Below are 17,645 nucleotides of genomic sequence, written 5' to 3' on the forward strand. Positions count from 1 at the left end.
AGGATCTAGAAATGGGATTGTTTGAAAGGTACTTATCCGTCTGGGTTGGTTTGGCGATTCTTCTGGGTATCGGACTCGGTTCAGTGGCACCCGATGCTTTCGCAGCAATTGCTCAGCTAGAGTTTGCCCACGTTAATATCGTGATTGCTGTGCTGATTTGGATAATGATTTATCCAATGATGGTACAAGTCGACTTTTCATCGCTAAAAGATGTTGGGAAAAAGCCACAAGGGCTAATACTGACACTGGTCATTAATTGGTTGGTGAAACCTTTCACCATGGCATTGCTAGGCTGGTTGTTTTTCAAAGGATTATTTGCGCAATGGGTGGACCCTCAAACAGCCACTGAGTATATCGCGGGTATGATTTTGTTGGGTGTTGCCCCCTGTACTGCGATGGTCTTTGTCTGGAGTCAGTTAACCAAGGGTGACGCTAACTACACCCTTGTTCAGGTCTCAATCAACGACGTCATTATGATTTTTGCTTTTGCACCGATTGCCGGATTGTTGTTAGGGATCACCGACATTACCGTGCCTTGGGACACCCTACTGTTGTCCGTCGTGCTCTATGTATTAATCCCGCTATTGGCTGGTGTATTGACTCGGAAAAAGTTGGATAGAAACCATGACCATACGCGGCTCGAAAAATTTCTTGGGACATTGAAACCTTGGTCGATTGTGGGTCTTTTGGCGACGGTTGTTTTACTGTTCGGCTTTCAATCAGAAACGATTATTGCTAAGCCTGAAGCGATCCTTTTAATTGCCATTCCACTTATGATCCAGACCTATGGTATTTTTGCCATCGCCTATTTTTCTGCCAAGAAAATGAAGCTACCCCATAATGTAGCAGCCCCAGCCTGTATGATTGGTACGTCAAACTTTTTTGAACTCGCCGTTGCCGTTGCCATATCTTTGTTTGGTCTGCACTCAGGTGCTGCGTTGGCGACTGTGGTTGGCGTGCTGGTCGAAGTACCCGTTATGTTGTCTTTGGTTTGGTTTGCCAATCGAACAAAGCACTGGTTCAGCTAATAACTAACCCCAATTCTGGATAAGAAATGTCGGAATAGCTTAGTTTTTAAAGCTTTATCAATGACATAGAAGCTATTGCCATTTTTATGTCGGTTTTTAATAGGTAAGTGCCGTGATTTGTTCCCTTATCGAGGCGAGAATTATGTTGTCTAGTCGCTCTAAACGCATAATGAACAACGAAGATAGGGGGATAAATAGCGGTGCTTACAGGCGTTGCTTATCCGGGATTGGGGTTAATTAACCCCAATTCTGGATAAGAAATGTCGGAATAGCTTAGTTTTTAAAGCTTTATCAATGACATAGAAGCTATTGTCATTTTTATATTGGTTTTTAATAGGTAAGTGCCGTGATTTATTCTCTTATCGAGGCGAGAATTATGTTGTCTAGTCGCTCTAAACGCATAATGAACAACGAAGATAGGGGGATAAATAGCGGTGCTTACAGGCGTTGCTTATCCGGGATTGGGGTTAACTAGCTAACGGTGCTCAGCGAGTTGCTTCTCGAGATATTTAGCCAATTCTAACATCGCAAAACGTTGGACTTTGGTTTCCGCATCTGAATTATAATTAGTGTTGGTGTTGACATCATAAGCATAAACATTGCCGTCGCCATCACTAATGGCCTCGATCCCTGCAACCAGAATATTGTTGTCTTGTAGGAATGATTCGTAGCGATCAATAAAATCAGGATGATAGTTCTCAAGAATTTCAAATTTCGCTTTGACTTGCCTGTCTGAATCAGCGGTTGGACAAAACATATCATCGATTGAACAAGCATCTGCGGGGCACAATTCAAAACCTTCAGAGGTATCCACTTTGACGCCATAGAGGAATTTACCGCCAATGAATTCATGCCGAATTATGTAGGGTTCTGGGGCTTTGATGTACTGCTGAATGAGTGTGATGCCATCAACAGGTGGATCAAAATTAGGACTTTCAACATAGTCCTCCAGTGCCGAGATAGAATGAAACAATTGCACGCCTTGTCCTTTGCCTGCTCGGTTGTGTTTAGTAATGAAAGATTCTTGTCCTAAGGCTTTAGCTGCCTCAATAATGTTCTTCTTACCCACAGCAACAAGGGTTTTTGGCGTGGCAATTCCAGCATTTTCCAAGGCCATATATTGATTAACTTTACTCACTTCCAAGCGCAGGGCTCGAGTTCCATTGATCACGGTGCGACCATGTCGCTCTATCCATGCCAATACAGCTTCAGTATACTCAGGAGCATACCTGTGATCTCGGGTATGAGAAGATGCGCTAATTCGATTATAAAAAACACCTTCAGGCGGTTCTATCGAAAGGTCAATCATTCCTTGATCTAGATGCCACAATTCGTAAGGAAGATTGAGCTCGTCCAATCGAAGTTTTAGATGATCCGTCCATTCATTATTTTCGTGCAACACATATATTTTAGGCATAGGTCGTAATCTCTCACACTCAAAGGCATAAGCATGCTTTCAATCGTTTTAATGAATCGAGAGTTTAAAGTTCGCCACGGCGATTGACCAGCGCTTCCTTAATTTCGTGTGCCCGCTCTTCGTCAATGTCATAGGTCCACATTACCCATATGGCAAAGCTTGCAGTAACCACTGGTATCAAAATGTCGGCTAGGCGCAAGTTAGTCATGGTTTCAGCCGTTTGAAGCGGTGCACCTGCATCAAACCCAACGAGTTTAAGTACGGCTCCTCCCAGTATCAACGCAAGAGCCATCCCAAGTTTGACCATTAACCAGTAAATCGCGGCAAAGGTCCCTTCTTTGCGTGGCATGCCGTTTTTCAATTCATCCAGATCACACACATCTGCTGTCATGCTCATCATTAAGGTAAACAGGCCACCGATACCAAACGACATCAAGGGAATGGGCATAAAGATTAACCAAGGGTTGTCTGGATTAAAGCCATACCATTTAAGCCCATAACCTACAATTGAGATGAGTGTGGAGATAATAAATGCGTTTCGTTTTCCCCAGCGATTGGCCATCATGCTTACAACCGGGATGACAAGAAATGCCGTGACCATAGCACTAGCAGTGGAGAACCATGCCGGCCAGGTGCCCGCAGCACCATAGTCACCATCAAACATGTGAAAAACAATTATAAAATAGCTGAAGGAAGCAACAAGTTGGAAACCATTGAAGACTAAGAATGTTGCGCCGCAAAGTTTCACAAAAGCGGTGTTTTTAAATGCCTGCAAGATGCTTTTGCCGACTCCCACTAAGTTACTGGCCATGGTTCTAAACGAAATTTCTGCACAATTTTCAATATGTGAGCTGTCGATACCTTTACAGAACAGTCCAGGCAGTAACCCCAGAATCATACAACCCGCTGCAACCACTAAAGACAGCGTTCTTACGCCTTCAGCTTGGCTTTCAAAAAGATCAGGGTCAGCGATTAATACCCAGAACCAAGGAACAATCATCCAGGCAATCTGGCCCATGAATTGGGAAAATGCCATCAAGCGTGTTCGTTCATTGTAGTCCGAGGTGATTTCGTAGCCCAATCCCACAAAGGGTGTCGCGTACATGGTATTACCAATCGTAAACGCCAAAGAGAACAACAAAAAATACCAGAATATATAATCTTGGGAGGTTTCAGGGTTAAGTTGCCACATTAACGCAAAACAGACACCGCTTAATATTGCGCCGACTACGATATAGGGACGCCGCCTACCCCATTTTGAACGAGTATTGTCGGTGATAAAACCCATAATCGGATCGGTTAACGCATCAAATAGCCTCGGCAATCCAGACAGCAAACCCGCTAACAACGGATCTACACCAAATCCAGTAATTAAGAAAAAGGCAAATACACCCAGCGCGGCAGGAAGTAGATTTAGCACCAAGGTGCCGGTGCCATACGCAGCTTTTTGGCCTAAGGGAACAATATCCTTTGCAGCAGTTTCATAATGCGACATAACAGTGTTACCAAGATCCCGATTGTAAACAAAAGGTTAATGTAAGGTATTTACAAGCAATTGTAACACCTGAATGTCGAGAATGAGGTGACAAGTCTTTTTTGCGCGACGACATGGACTCACAAACATTAATCACACAAGTTGATTCAGCGTATCCATAATTTCAAAAAAAAGGGCACGTATCCAACACGTGCCCTTCACTTCAATAAGCTTAAAACTTATTTGATGAACAGATCATCCAATACATCATCAGACTCGATGTCTTCCACCACTTCAATTGCGTTGATGAACCTTGGTTCATCATCAGCACCAGTATTTGACAAATCTTGTATCATCACCGTTGCTGAAACAGCGTTAGCCAACACGTCAATGTCGAACGATTGCTGGGCGACATTTTGCGCCTGGTCTGTTGCTGTTACATTGATACTCGCAGTCCCAACACTGTCTTTAGTAGGGGTTACAGACAAGGTCACACCACTAGCATCATATGAGAGCTGTAAGCCCTCTTCAGCGATAAGTGCTGGGTTTAATGAATTAACCGTAACACTGATATCGCCACTGGCAGTTTGATTGTCAGAGACACTAATCGTCACCAGATTTGCCTGTGAATCGGCCAAGATTTCCTGTTTACCAGCGGTAATCGTAGGCGCTTGCCGATCCACTTCTGTAGCGGGATCGTCGTTGTCACTTCCGCACGCCACGAGTACGCCCGATACTGCCATCAAACAGGCGTATTGACACAATTGCTTAAATGCTTTCATATATGACTCCTAGTTTTTAGGGGTAGGAATGGGTGCATCAGTTGGAGACCCAGGATAAGGCGTCAACAAATACGGGAAGGTATTGTCAAAGTCTTTTGCTGAGATAGGCGCGCCATCAGTTAGTGCCGCACCTCCTACGGGTGCATCCTCTGGTGCACAAAGGCCCAAATTGATCAGTGCGCCACCTTCACCCAATGGAACGTCATGACACAATGCACCCATCACTACACGCAAGGCAATATCTACCGCGTCATCACCAGGTCGGCGACCATTTGGGAATCCTGCCACATCACCCGCGGCAACGCCCAGTGGATGCTGTGCCTCACGGGGAACCGCATCAAAGTTTGTGTTCAAGCGTAGCATTTCACTTGGTGTAACCGTTGCAAGCTGATTCACACCCGGGAACCCCGTCAAGAAACCTGTCACCAAATCTTGTCTGGGTACATTAGACGGCGCAAGGTTATCAATTGATGTTCCCAATGTGGCATTAACTGGCCCGTTGAATAGCGAGTCAATAATTTCGGGGAGCACCGGGTGAGTTACATAGTCTAGGAACCGCCCATCACCATTTGGCTCGCTAGAATTGAATCGGTCTTTATCCGGGAAACCAATCACTAATTCATTGACCAGGAAGTTACCCAAGCGAGAAACCTGCGTCCAACCGCCTAAGCCGATCTCAGGACGTGCCAGAGTAGGTCTGCGGTTCAAAATGGTTGCCTGACGTAAACTAGACGTGGTCCAGCCACCAATTACGCCGTTTCCGTCTCCGGTCAGACAGTCTTTATGCACTTCAATCGCAATAGTAGTGACGTTATTTTTAGCTAAAATATTGCGGTTTTCGTCTTGTGTAACACCACCATTGAATCCACCGCCATCTCCTGCGCCTGGAGCACTGTCACCTTCGATAGGTACAAAATTCACTAGGTCAAACACTTCACCCAATGCGATTTTGAAGCCTTCGGAACGCTGACCGACAAATACTCTGCCAGGTGCGTCGCAGCCCGGAATTTGGGTGTCGTGGACAAAGCTATCCGCATAAGCAGTGTATTGGCCTGGGCCACCAAAGGTTTTAGTCCCCGAATAATCAAAAGGTTTTCTAAACGAATCTTGGCCGGAGTTTGCGTCGACAACCTTACGTTTGTTTCCACGTCGACGATCGCCATCTACACGAGTCATGGTGTAGCTTTCGATTTGATTGAGTCCAGTTTCATCTGCAGCCGACAACTCACCGACATTTTTTAATGAGGCAGATATCATTTTTTGGTTTTCACCTGATCCCACTGGCAGCTTGACTGTTCCACCAGACACTTCTTCATTGGAAAATCGGAATTGGAAGGTAAGATCTTCTTCTGCATCACCGTCATTATCGATATGAATTTCATACAATCCTGCACTGTCTAGCGGAAAGTAGTTCGGGCCACCATAAGCGGCTTGCACAGGGTTGTAGTTAGCTAAAATAGTGACATAGTCTTCACGCCCAGGCTCATAGCTTTTGAACATGTAGAAGTCTGTACCGTCTAGCTGAGGATATTTACCGATATAAGGTGCCTCTCTGTGACTTGAGGCAAAGGCTGCGCCTGCGCACATTGCGGCAACGACACCACAAGTCAGCAGACTTTTATTAAATTTGTTTCGCATGAGACGTTCTCCTGAAAGTTATGTTTGTTTTCATCACAAATGGCCATTGCCTGTTCGTGACTTGTAACAACTAACGCTTCAGTTTCCGCTGTAGATGCAAACTATATTTTTTATTTTTTTGCATCCAAAAACGTCTTTCATACGTGGGCTCTTCAGAGTTTTTCGCTTTTTAAGCCACAATATTTAGTTTGCATCCGGAAACGATTTTAATCCGTTTTGTTCAATACCTGCTCTGACAATTCCGATAATAAAAACAATAAGGTGTAACCGTTGAATTTACTTGATCCCCAATTAATAGCACCGCAAATTAATGAAATCATCCCGTCGGTCATGACCACGCCTTTGATGTTGAACGTGCTGATATTCGCGGTATTGGCCGCGATCCCCGTCACCTTGAGTTTTGACCTTCAAGGATGGGAACGGGAAGACTCGGTTATCCGCATTCGTAAGCGTGTAGTCAAACTCTTGCTATACCAGAGTATTGCGTGTGCTGTCGCTTTTGTGATTTTCATTTTTCAGCTATTCCCTGCCAACCAGATGATATTTGCCGTTGCATTGACTTTGCTGGCAATGAAAATTGCTTTAAATAATATTCTTCCGTTTACACAACATATTGGCTTGGTTTGGTTTTTGTGGGGGCTGATGCTTAATTTGTGGGTTTACCATGTAATGCATTGCTTTGGTCATTCTGTGTTATTGGTATACGGGACCTTTTTTAATCTGTTTCTTCTTATGCTGGTCAGTGCAATCTTGATTTTTTTCGTGATGCTTTTTCATCGATTGAACCAATACAGGTTCTTCGTCAACTACGGAATTCAAATTCTCTCAGCTGTCGTTTTTTACGTGTTGATCTATTGGTTTTCAGGTTTGCTGTAATTCCATTGGCTAATCAATTCTCGTTTTAATCCTGAGCTTTTCGCGTAACAGTTCCTTGGATTGGTTGGCGGAGCTATCCTCTTTGCTCCGCCATTTTTTTATCCATCGCTGTTTCTTTTAAAGGCGCTCTATCGTCCATACTAACGCGATTGCACCAATAAATACTGAACCACCTTTAAGTAACAAACCTTGATATAGCGGCTGATGTCGAAGGAAAAACAACGCTGGTAATATCAAAGCCAAAATAGCCAGTTGTCCAACCTCGACACCAACGTTAAACGCTAATATAGACACAACTTGGTGCTGAGTTGATAAACCAAGCTCAGTCAAAACGCTGGCAAATCCCATTCCATGCAAAAGACCAAAAGCAAAGGTTATCCACCCTAGTCGGATAACGACTGGCCAAATATTATTAAGAGCAGTGAGTAGAACAGATAAAGCGATCCCGGCTTCTACCCAACGACTGTCTGGTGAAATCCATCCTAATGCAGTCGATGTCAGGGTAATCGAGTGTGCTGCGGTGAATGCAGTCACAATCCAAGCGGCCGTTTTGAAAACACGAGTGAATTTGTGTTGAGCATACCACTTACCGTGCTCTCTATAGAGCACACAGGTCATCATGAGCACAAGTAGAAACAGGATATGATCGATACCAATGAAAATGTGCACAATGCCTTGATACAAATAGGTGACAAAGGTTTGCGCAACATAACTTTTGGCTGGGTCAAACTGCATGTTTTGATTTGTTTTGTCGAGTACAGCACTTAACGCTGAAGTTTCCTCTTGACCAAAACCCAGGATATTAACGACAACTTTATGATTTGGGTCTTGTTCAAATAAACCTGAATAGGTTAGGCCAAGAGGCTTTGCAGCGATGTTTTCAGAACATGAAGCGGTAAAATCTATGACTAAGTACCCTTCATCAAAATGGTCATCCACTTTTAAATCGTTGCTTAGGTTCATGCCACATCGTTGCTGATCAGTCTGTATGGTCAGGTGAGACGATACATAATCATTAATATTGCTTTGTCTTTGCAGCACTTCGTTCCATCGAAGCTGGCCATCCAAATCGCCATCTAAACCCAAAGCATTCTCTAAATCATAGAAACGAAGCTGGAGCTGTCCATCCCACTGGTTAGCCTCAGGTGAGGCTTCCAATGTGAGATAGGCGGTACTCAATTGATGTCCCAAGGCAGAAAAACCAACAGAACAACAGGCTAGAACCAGCAAACAATTAAACAAGTAAAGCCCCTTCATGATTGACCTCCCTTGTCAGACTCAGACTGAGCTAAACCCATTGATTTGGCCTGTTCAACTAGCGCTTTGTCCTCTGGCATTTTAGCCAGTTGATAGTTTTTCTGCGCCCAAAAGTAAGCTTTTTCAGCATTGGGCTCAACATGGAGATAAAAACGAGCCAGATCTGCGGCATGATAGACATCTTGCCTGGCGACTCTCAATTTTACACGATTAAAGGCAAGCGCTTTCCATTGCTTATTTGAGGAGCTGTCGTTAACAGAAGCTTCAGCCATCGCCAAACGCATGAGCAACGCATCGTCTTTGTATGGTGCCTGGCTCACGATTTCTCCCAAGGTTGCCAGAATTTGTTGGTATTCACCTAGCTGGTGCATTACATCCGCCCACAACACCAAATAGCTCACTGGCATTTGGGTCAAATCAAAATATTGAAGCCATTTTTGGGCGTCTTGAGGATTATCCATACGGAGGGTCATGTCTGCAGCCATTTGCAGTAACCAGATGAGTTGTATTTTGGTCTCACCTTGTGCTGAAGACGCGCCTTTAAGGTTAAAGCGATTTAAAAGTAGCGATAGTTTTTGATAGCTTTTTTCCAAATGCTCAGGTTGATAGCTATTGACCTCCAATATGCACGCCGATGCCACAAAGATATCTGTTTTCCCAAACAATGCCTTACATTGGTTTGATGCAGCGTTATGTTGCGCCGTGATAAGTAGAACGCTCGCTTTGAGTAGACGTGCATTAACATGATTAGGATCCGCTTTTAAAAGCTGTTCAAGCAGCGCAAGCGCCGACTCAAAATCGTGTTGATGTTGTTTGAGGCGGGCCATGAAATAAAGATAGAATTGCGCATCTCTGGATGTCGACTGTGTTGCTAGGATTTTAGACGCCTGTGCTAAATGGGTATTTTCCAAACCCGGATATTGTGCCCGTTCAAAATGCCAACTAAGTCGTTGCTCAATCGAAGCGTTACCTTGCGGTAGTTCCGCTAATGTCCAATTTGCAACAATGTCCTCTTTTGAGGGTTGTCGCGGTGCAGCGTAAGTTATAAAAGTGACAAATATCAAGTAAAGCACAAGTAGAATTGCTATCGTCAATCGACTGGGCCGATTTTTTATGGGTTGCAAAAGGGATCGCATTGGAAAGGCAGAGCCATTCTTTTTAGTCATAGTCTTGTCTCGTGTTAATGCCAGACGTTCCGTTAAGTACCAAAATGGCTGTCGGAAAATCTCACTCTTCGTTAAAAAAACAAACGAAGCAACAGCGAGGTTAGATGCAAATAAATTAGAGCAGCGCTAAAACACTGCTCTAATTAAATGTAAAATTCAGAGTGAAAAGTTGACTAACTTGGCTATAGCAATGCCAGCGGCGAAATATACAAGACTTGAGTTGGCGAGCCAGTCACAGAGCCACCTAGCGGTTCAATACTGACGGCCAACGCCGCAATCTCTGTAGTATCGAAACGATTATGCTTGACTAAACTTCGTATCCCTTCTTGTGGCAACAAACCTAGAGAGATTGGCGCTGTACCGTCTTTGGGTACCATCCACAGTTCGTAGTCCTTAGCTGTTTCTTTAACAACGTTTTGTGTAGCCTGTGTATCAATTCTTGTATTAAAGATTTCAATTAACCAAAGGGGCTGGTTGTCTTCAGATTGAACGACTGTGATTTGATTCGGCAACGGCTCAAGAGATTCTGGTTGTGAGAATAGAAGAAATGCCAACACCAAAACGGCGGCTGTAGCAAAGCCAGTGATACTTTGCCAAATACGCACTGAATGGGTTTTAAAGTCGACGACATTCTGCTGGGTGTTGATGTCTCTTTCAAGCAGCGTTTGTTCAATTCTTTGCCACACCAATTCACTTGGCGGTTGTGGTGTAAGTTTTTCCGCGAGTCCATTAAAATGCCATTCCCAATCTTGAATAGCGCGTTCGATTTCAATGTGCTCAACACGAAGTTGTTCCAAGCGTCTTCTTGCTCGAATACTTAATGTACCCAATACGTATTCAGCAGCTAATACATGACGTAAGTTTTCGTTTAAGTAATTCATAACCCCAAACACCTCTTTAATGCTTGTACTCCGCGCCGAATCAAGCTTTTACTTGTGCCTAGCGGGCTATCAATATGGTAGGCAATCTCTTGATGGGTCAGACCATCGAAGAAAGCCAGATGTATCGCTTGCTTTTGTTGAATGCCTAATTGTTCAATGCAATGATCAAGTTGATTTTTGTTGGTGAATTGGAACGAATCTGTTGGGCTGTCTGACACAAGTTCTTGTTCAGATAAACCGTTACCTTTTCTGACTTTCTGAAACCGCAACATATCTATGGCGCGATACCGAACAATACTTGTCATCCAGGTCAGAACACGTCCCTTGCCCTGAGAATATTCTTTGGCGTTGTCCCAGATTTTAATAAAACCCTCTTGCAATACGTCTTCGGCTAACTCGTTGTTTTTTAAAATACTCATACAAATCGCATACAAATGACCGCTTGTAGCCTTGTAAAGAAGCTCAAAAGCTTTTCGATCGCCGCTTGCCACGCGGTTAAGTAATCTAAGATGTTCTTCGTTATCCATGTGACCTCAAAATATAATGGGCTTTGTGTACTAAACGCTTTACCTGTCTCATTGGATGCATAAACTTTTTTAGCTCAGACTTAACGTTTCTAGGATTGAGGGTTAATTACAAAAAATAGACGCATTGTGTGTTTAAATCGACAAAATAGTTTTTGAATACAGTATATTGCTGCTTAGTTCGTTATTGTGACTGGAGTTAGAATGAATAGACACATTGGATTTGGATTAAATATCATCGCATTAGGGCTTTTTTTCCCCGGTATTTTATTGCCCATGTTTTCATTGAATATGGAAATGTCTGCTGCATTAAGTGGCTCATCGTTGACATCTGCTTTGGTGGATAAGGAGTTATCGATTATGGCGACAATCGACGAACTGTTTCACGATGAACGATTACTGGTCGCATTTTTGATTTTTTTATTCTCGGTGATTATTCCCCTGACTAAAACAGCGTTGGTCAGCATTGCCTATTTTCAGCCTGGCACGCGGCTGGAATCAAAGTTATTTGGATTCGTCGCGAATATTGGCAAATGGTCAATGGCTGATGTGTTTGTTGTAGCAGTATTTCTTGCCATATTATCCACTAACCATGCGGAAACTTCTGAATCCCATGAATTTGTTGTCTTTGGGTTCAGGTTGGCCCTTGATGTGAGCACCCAGACCTTATCTAACGCCGGTCAAGGATTCTATTTTTTTACTGCTTATTGTCTGGTGTCGTTATTAGGAACACACTTGGCGATGTCTGCAGTGAAAAAATTGAATGTCGATGCGGCTACCGCGTGAGATGTTTAAAAGGTTTAATTGATTAGGAGATCCCGGCCCAAGAGCGCTGCCGGGACGACGTTTTTTCCGAAACATCCAACTACATATTTCCCGAAACATCCAACCACATATTTCCCGAAACACCCAACCACGTCTTTTCCGAAACGCGCTACCACGTCATTCCCGAGACGCTTTTGATCGGGAACCTCTTACACCACGCCACCATTCAATTCGTCTAACTTTAATTTGTATTTACGGCTGACTTTTACTTCATCACCGCTAGACAGCTTAGCAATGTATTCACCATTAGAGTTGGGGGTTAGGCGTGTGACTTTACTCAAATTCACGATTGTTGAGCGATTAATCCTTGGGAACGCGGATTTATCTAATTCTTGTTCAAACTGACGTAACGTTTTTCGCACGATATGTGTACCTTCGTGGGTATGAACACACATGTAATCACCCGCCGCTTCAATCCAACTAATGCTATCTATTTTTATACGCAACCATTCAGAACCACTTTTCAGGGAAATGGTATGTTGCAAATCATTTAAATTTGATTGGGGCCCTTGTTCGAGACTTTGCATGAATCCGTCTAAGGATTTTCCCGTTTTACGACTTAGCAGTTGATTCAATCTATCTTGCTTGTCTAGTGCATCGTGTTGCAAAAATGCATGACGCAGGTTATCCAAACAGGTTCTTAGACGTTGCTCCGATAGAGGCTTTAACAAATAATCAAAGGCTTTATATTCAAATGCTTTTACCGCGAAATCTTTGAAGGCTGTGACAAATACCACTTTAGGTACGGAGTCTGAATTTTTATGCAAAAGTGCCATCAATTCAATGCCACTTAATCCTGGCATTTCAATATCTAAAAACATCACATCAGGTTGAAACTGGGTAATTGCCTCTAAGGCACGCTGTCCATTCTCACATTGTGCCATAACCTTAAAATCTGCTACTTCTTTGAGCCGCAACGCTAACCCTTCCCGTGCTAGTGGCTCATCGTCGACAATTATGACTGTGATAGTGTCCATCAGTACTCCTTTGCGGGCATTCCAGTTCGCTGGACCAATATGGTTGTTGTAGGCAACAGGTAGCTGCACGTTGTCTAATCATGATTGCTCAGCGCACTTGTTCAACATTGAGATGTAACAATTTATTGAACACGGGAATATCGAAATCATTAGTAGCAAGTTGTCTGACGCCGACTTGAACTGACCCTAACCAACTTGCAAAGGGATATAACTTTTAATTTCGTACTATCATCGTGTTTTACGGTTCGAAGCTCCTTTTAATAGAGAACCTTAACTTAAACATTCAATCCACATAACGTTGAGACACTGCTTGGGGGCAGACATATTTGTTAACATATAGATAACCCCAATCCTGGATAAGCAATCATCTTTCGTCTTACTTCGCTTTTTGTTAACTCACGTATTTGAATAGGTGTTAAGAGCACAATTTCCATTAACCAAAGCGTGGGCACTCACTTAGCATATAAAATTTCTTTCTTTTTAAAATAATACAAATCAGCAACTTATGGCTTTTTTAGCCAATATGATGACTTTTTTGCATCCACTTTCTGCAACTTTATAAAAATGACTGGCGTACATGGCGTTGAGAACGATGAAACCTAATTTTGGAGAAACCCATGAAAGCCACTTCGATTAAAACGCCCCTATCTCTATTAGCCCTAGCACTCAGTACCGCGATCCTTTCTGGTTGTGGTAGTGATTCAGAATCTATTCCAGATCCCGTAGCACCACCACCTCCTCCACCGCCACCAGCAGCAACAGATTTTCCTGCTCAGCAAGCCAGTCCAGCACGTTTTGTTGACGGTGATGTGGGAGAAGTCTTCACTACAGAGACTGGATTGACCCTCTATTACTTCTTAAATGATGAAGCTGGCAGTTCAAACTGTAATGGAGTCGAAGGTGATGCACCTGGGTCTACAACTGACGAAACAAGCTGCGCAGGTGTTTGGCCGCCATTATTGGCTGCAACAGGCGCTCAACCTACAGGTTCATTTTCAACCGTCGAGCGAGATGACGGCACCCTGCAATGGGCTTACAGAGACTTCCCACTTTATACGTTCAGCAATGACAGTGCCCAAGGTGACACCAATGGTGAAGGAATTAATGACGTATGGTTTGTCTCACGTCCTGGTCCTTCAAAAATTGCAGATGTCAATTCAGTACCTAGCTATGTTGGCAACGGAACTATCAGTAGTGTGACGTCAACAGCAGAAGTGTTGGAAAGCGTCCGACTCGACAAAGAAGGATTTTCTTTGTACATCTTCGACAACGACGGTCTCGATCAGTCAGCATGTTACGGGTTAAACGGTGACGGATGCATCACCGCATGGCCTCCACTTATCGCTGACAATGCAGCAAAACCTGCTGCGCCACTTTCAGTCGTAGAACTGGACAATGGTCAAATGCAATGGGCCTATCGTGGCAAACCCCTGTACTTTTTTGCCAGTGATACCCAAGCCGGTGACTTCAACGGTGACGGGGTTGGAGGTGTGTGGCATTTGGCTTCGCAGCTGCCAGCTATTCAACGTGAAGTGAATGCGCAATCTAGACTTTCTGCCACAGGTCGCGTTTATGCGTTGTTACCCAATACAGATAACAACAACGAGCTAGAAAGTCAGCAAGTTGATAAAGACCAATTCACGGTTTATACCTTCGACAATGATACCGCAGGTACATCAAATTGTAATGGCGACTGCGCGGTTGCATGGCCTCCGTTCTTAGCTCCAGATGCTGAACCAGCGGTGGGCAACTTCAGTAAAATTGAACGTACAGACGGCGCCATACAATGGGCATACAATGATTCGCCGCTGTATTTCTTCTCAGGTGATAATGCTAAAACCGACTTAAATGGTGATGGTGTAGGGGGTGTTTGGCATATCGTTGAACCACCTGCTGCTCCTGTGGTGAGCCCAACGTCCATTTCGGCATTGTCTAACTCATTGGGGCAAACCATCAAAGTAGACGGTGAAGTGTTAGCTCTGATTACAGATAATCAAGGAAACAGCGAAGCTGTCACCGAAGATCGCACCGATTTCCAACTCTATACCTTTGATAATGACGGTGATGAGCTGTCTAACTGCACCAGCACAGGATGTATGCAGAACTGGCCTGCATTGCTGGCTAATGAAGCTGATACAGCAACTGCTCCGTTTAGCATTTTTGAACGGGCAGATGGTCACAACCAATGGGCATTTAATGGTCAACCCTTGTACTTCTTTACTGGTGACACGTCTGCTGGCACCACAAACGGTGAAGGTGTAGGAGACGTATGGTTTGTCGCTCGTCCCGCTCCGGTGAGAGTATTTAATTCCACAGACGATGGCTTAATGATCGTAGCCAATGATCTGGTGCTAGCGAGTCAGGGGAAAACGGCTGAACAGCTAAATGACTTGACGCTTTACACCTTCGATGACGACACGGCTAACTCGGGCGAATCGACCTGTTTTGGTGGATGTGCAGTGACCTGGCCTCCGCTTTATGCAACCTCTGCGGATCAAGCGTTTGGTGAATACGAAATCATTTCTCGTACCGAGTCTGACAGCTCACAAACCTTGCAATGGACTTATAAAGGACTGCCTCTGTACTTCTTCATTTCAGACTCTGAATTGGGTGACACTGGCGGAGACTACCCAACGTGGGAAATCGCACGTCCTTAATCTTTCGATAAGCGTTAATTTCCCTCATTCAATGATGGATGAGGGAAATGTTTAAGCTAACCCAAACATTCTCGGAGATCCCCATGAAAACGTTCTATTTACTGCTGGTCAGTGCGCTGTTGACTGCGTGCAACGCTGGTAGCGGAGAAGGATTGGACGACAATGGTCAGCCGATTTCGTCTGCTCCCGACGTACCTGCACCACCCACAACGCCTGAAACACCTGAAGAGCCCGCAGGATTGCAAGCCAACTTGGAGTCAATCCAAAATGAAGTGTTAACCCCTATTTGCACCCAATGCCATGCAGGTGGCAATGCGCCACTTGGATTGCGAATGGATGATTTGGAGACCTCGGCAGCTAATCTTATTAATGTCGATTCAGCAACTAACTCTACGTTCAAACGCGTATTGCCTGGTGACGCAGAAAACAGCTTCTTTTACTTGAAGATTATTGGTGCAGCGATTGCTGGAAACCAGATGCCACTAGGACAAACACCTCTTGATTCGCAAACTCAGGAAACGATTAAACAATGGATTGATAGCGGCGCTCCACTCTCTGCACAACAACTGACAGCGGCGGCAAAAACCGTAAAAGCGAGTAGCTCTTCTACTGAAATATCTTTGACTTTCAGCCAACCGATGGATTCAGCGACGCTTCAAAGCAGCAGTTTTTCGCTTGTTGATGCATTGAGTAAAAACGCCATATCGGCAGAGACGTCAATTAACTGGCTTACGCCTCAAGTGATGACGCTCAGTTTCACTGCAGACAATCTATCACAACAGCAACCCATACTAATCATAAACCAACCTTCACTGTCTACCGTCACTAGCCTAATTGGCCACCAACTAGACGGCGATAGGGATGGCATTGAAGGAGGAGAGTTTCATCATGAAATCACTTTCTAAACCTAATAATAGTGTTGCCGAATTATTACTTGCTCCATTGATGCTGTTGTATACCATTTTTTTGGTTGTAGCACTTATGACCACCAGCTTTGAAGCTTCTGCAGAACCTTATCTAGCGGTGAAAAACAACCTTAAGTGCAGCGCTTGTCATGTAAATCCAATAGGAGGAGGTCTGCGCAATAGTTTTGGTAACATTTATGGTCACACACAGCTACCAGTTGATGTGTCCGATTTTACCTCTGCCGAAATTGGCAAAATCACCGACTTTGTTTCTGTGGGTGGCAACTTGCGCTATAACGGTCAATTTAGCGAAGACGATGCGGATCAAGATTCAGCAACATTTCGTGTGGATTCTGCTCAGGTCTATGTTGCCATAACCCCTAAAGACTCAGGGTTGACCCTCTATTTAGATCAACAGATAGCGCCAGGGGCGGCGGTAAATCGTGAAGCTTACATTCAGTATCAGTTTTCTGGCCAGCATTACATAAAAGCTGGAAAAATGTATGTGCCCTATGGTCTCAGACTTGAAGATGACACTGCCTTTGTCCGCCAAGTCACCGGGTTCAATTTTGATAGCAGTGACAACGGCATTGAATTAGGGCTTGAATACAATCAAGCCACAGTAAATCTGTTTGTCACAAATGGCACGAGCTCGGTTAGTAACAATGACGATAAGTTTTTGTACGGCATTAAAGCAGAGAAACTGTTTAGTGGATTCCGCTTAGGCGGCACAGCTGTTATCAATACCGCCGATGAAAACGAAGAACGATTGTGGAATTTGTACGGTGGAGCGGTATTTGGTGATTTCACCTTTTTAACCGAAATCAATCTAATTCAAACCGAACAAAATTCGGGCCCTGATTTGGAGGAGTTTGTGGGTTTGGCTGAGGTAAATTACCAATGGCGCAAAGGCTGGAATTTTAAGCTGACCGGCGAATACTATGATCCCGACAGATCATTTCCAAATAATCACGAAACTCGTTATTCGTTCATAGTGGAATATGCGCCCGTGTCAAATATACAGCTGCGCGCAGGTCTACGTTCCTCTGAGGGGATCCCTCAACAACCTAATCGTACTGGAGAGCTTTTTTTCCTACAAAGCCACGTATACTTTTAATTGTTGAGCTTCCCTCACCCTTTTGAGCCAATCCTAGATTGGCTTTTTTTTTACCTGCGCAACTTTCAATCAACACTGACGTATTGCTTAACAGAAGCATTTAAATCATTCGTTTTGCTAA

15 protein-coding genes are annotated in these 17,645 nt (G+C 44.1%); 6 read left to right on the forward strand and 9 right to left on the reverse strand.

Annotated features, from left to right (window positions below):
• Positions 1-11: 11 nt before the first annotated feature.
• Positions 12-1,028: an ACR3 family arsenite efflux transporter gene (gene arsB / locus FM019_RS11355; RefSeq protein ID WP_143836053.1), complete on the forward strand. Its 1,017-nt coding sequence runs from the start codon at positions 12-14 to the stop codon at positions 1,026-1,028.
• 475 nt (positions 1,029-1,503) lie between these two features.
• On the opposite strand, the gene FM019_RS11360 is transcribed toward arsB, so the two are convergent.
• The 4 genes from FM019_RS11360 to FM019_RS11375 form a co-directional block, all read right to left on the reverse strand.
• A complete protein-coding gene (locus tag FM019_RS11360; RefSeq protein ID WP_143836054.1) occupies positions 1,504-2,445 on the reverse strand; it encodes a RimK family alpha-L-glutamate ligase in 942 nt (313 codons plus the stop codon).
• 64 nt (positions 2,446-2,509) lie between these two features.
• Positions 2,510-3,940, reverse strand: coding sequence for an MFS transporter (locus FM019_RS11365; RefSeq protein ID WP_143836055.1), 1,431 nt, complete (start codon positions 3,938-3,940; stop codon positions 2,510-2,512).
• A 218-nt stretch (positions 3,941-4,158) separates the two neighbouring features.
• Positions 4,159-4,701: a hypothetical protein gene (locus FM019_RS11370; RefSeq protein ID WP_143836056.1), complete on the reverse strand. Its 543-nt coding sequence runs from the start codon at positions 4,699-4,701 to the stop codon at positions 4,159-4,161.
• A gap of 9 nt (positions 4,702-4,710) precedes the next feature.
• On the reverse strand, positions 4,711-6,339 hold the full coding sequence (locus FM019_RS11375) for a DUF4331 domain-containing protein (protein WP_143836057.1): 1,629 nt from the start codon (positions 6,337-6,339) through the stop codon (positions 4,711-4,713).
• A 270-nt stretch (positions 6,340-6,609) separates the two neighbouring features.
• On the opposite strand from FM019_RS11375, the gene FM019_RS11380 reads away from it, so the two are divergent.
• Positions 6,610-7,215: a hypothetical protein gene (locus tag FM019_RS11380; protein WP_143836058.1), complete on the forward strand. Its 606-nt coding sequence runs from the start codon at positions 6,610-6,612 to the stop codon at positions 7,213-7,215.
• A 117-nt stretch (positions 7,216-7,332) separates the two neighbouring features.
• Here the strand turns inward: FM019_RS11380 and FM019_RS11385 are convergent, their stop codons facing one another.
• From FM019_RS11385 to FM019_RS11400, 4 genes are all read right to left on the reverse strand, one after another.
• Positions 7,333-8,472: a HupE/UreJ family protein gene (locus FM019_RS11385; RefSeq protein ID WP_143836059.1), complete on the reverse strand. Its 1,140-nt coding sequence runs from the start codon at positions 8,470-8,472 to the stop codon at positions 7,333-7,335.
• The gene (locus FM019_RS11390; protein WP_143836060.1) at positions 8,469-9,638 is read right to left on the reverse strand and encodes a tetratricopeptide repeat protein; all 1,170 of its coding nucleotides are present in this window, start codon (positions 9,636-9,638) and stop codon (positions 8,469-8,471) included. The genes FM019_RS11385 and FM019_RS11390 overlap by 4 nt, the downstream gene beginning before the upstream one ends.
• A gap of 182 nt (positions 9,639-9,820) precedes the next feature.
• Entirely contained in the window at positions 9,821-10,519 is a 699-nt protein-coding gene (locus FM019_RS11395) for an anti-sigma factor domain-containing protein (protein ID WP_143836061.1), read from the reverse strand.
• A complete protein-coding gene (locus FM019_RS11400; RefSeq protein WP_143836062.1) occupies positions 10,516-11,046 on the reverse strand; it encodes an RNA polymerase sigma factor in 531 nt (176 codons plus the stop codon). The genes FM019_RS11395 and FM019_RS11400 overlap by 4 nt, the downstream gene beginning before the upstream one ends.
• A gap of 201 nt (positions 11,047-11,247) precedes the next feature.
• On the opposite strand from FM019_RS11400, the gene FM019_RS11405 reads away from it, so the two are divergent.
• Positions 11,248-11,829: a paraquat-inducible protein A gene (locus tag FM019_RS11405; RefSeq protein WP_143836063.1), complete on the forward strand. Its 582-nt coding sequence runs from the start codon at positions 11,248-11,250 to the stop codon at positions 11,827-11,829.
• 188 nt (positions 11,830-12,017) lie between these two features.
• Here the strand turns inward: FM019_RS11405 and FM019_RS11410 are convergent, their stop codons facing one another.
• A complete protein-coding gene (locus FM019_RS11410; protein ID WP_143836064.1) occupies positions 12,018-12,845 on the reverse strand; it encodes a LytR/AlgR family response regulator transcription factor in 828 nt (275 codons plus the stop codon).
• Between the two features lie 617 nt (positions 12,846-13,462).
• Between FM019_RS11410 and FM019_RS11415 the strand changes: the two genes are divergently transcribed.
• The 3 genes from FM019_RS11415 to FM019_RS11425 all read left to right on the forward strand — a co-directional run bounded on the left by FM019_RS11415 (position 13,463) and on the right by FM019_RS11425 (position 17,524).
• Positions 13,463-15,502 carry a hypothetical protein gene (locus tag FM019_RS11415; protein ID WP_143836065.1) on the forward strand — a complete coding sequence of 680 codons (2,040 nt, stop codon included), beginning with the start codon at positions 13,463-13,465 and terminating at the stop codon, positions 15,500-15,502.
• An 83-nt stretch (positions 15,503-15,585) separates the two neighbouring features.
• Positions 15,586-16,407 (forward strand): hypothetical protein, encoded by an 822-nt coding sequence (locus FM019_RS11420; protein ID WP_143836066.1) that lies wholly within the window; start codon positions 15,586-15,588, stop codon positions 16,405-16,407.
• The gene (locus tag FM019_RS11425) at positions 16,391-17,524 is read left to right on the forward strand and encodes a porin (RefSeq protein ID WP_143836067.1); all 1,134 of its coding nucleotides are present in this window, start codon (positions 16,391-16,393) and stop codon (positions 17,522-17,524) included. Before FM019_RS11420 ends, FM019_RS11425 begins: the two co-directional genes overlap by 17 nt.
• The last annotated feature ends 121 nt before the right edge of the window (positions 17,525-17,645 follow it).

The sequence above is a fragment of the Aliiglaciecola sp. M165 genome, assembly GCF_007197995.1.
Lineage (GTDB): Bacteria > Pseudomonadota > Gammaproteobacteria > Enterobacterales > Alteromonadaceae > Aliiglaciecola.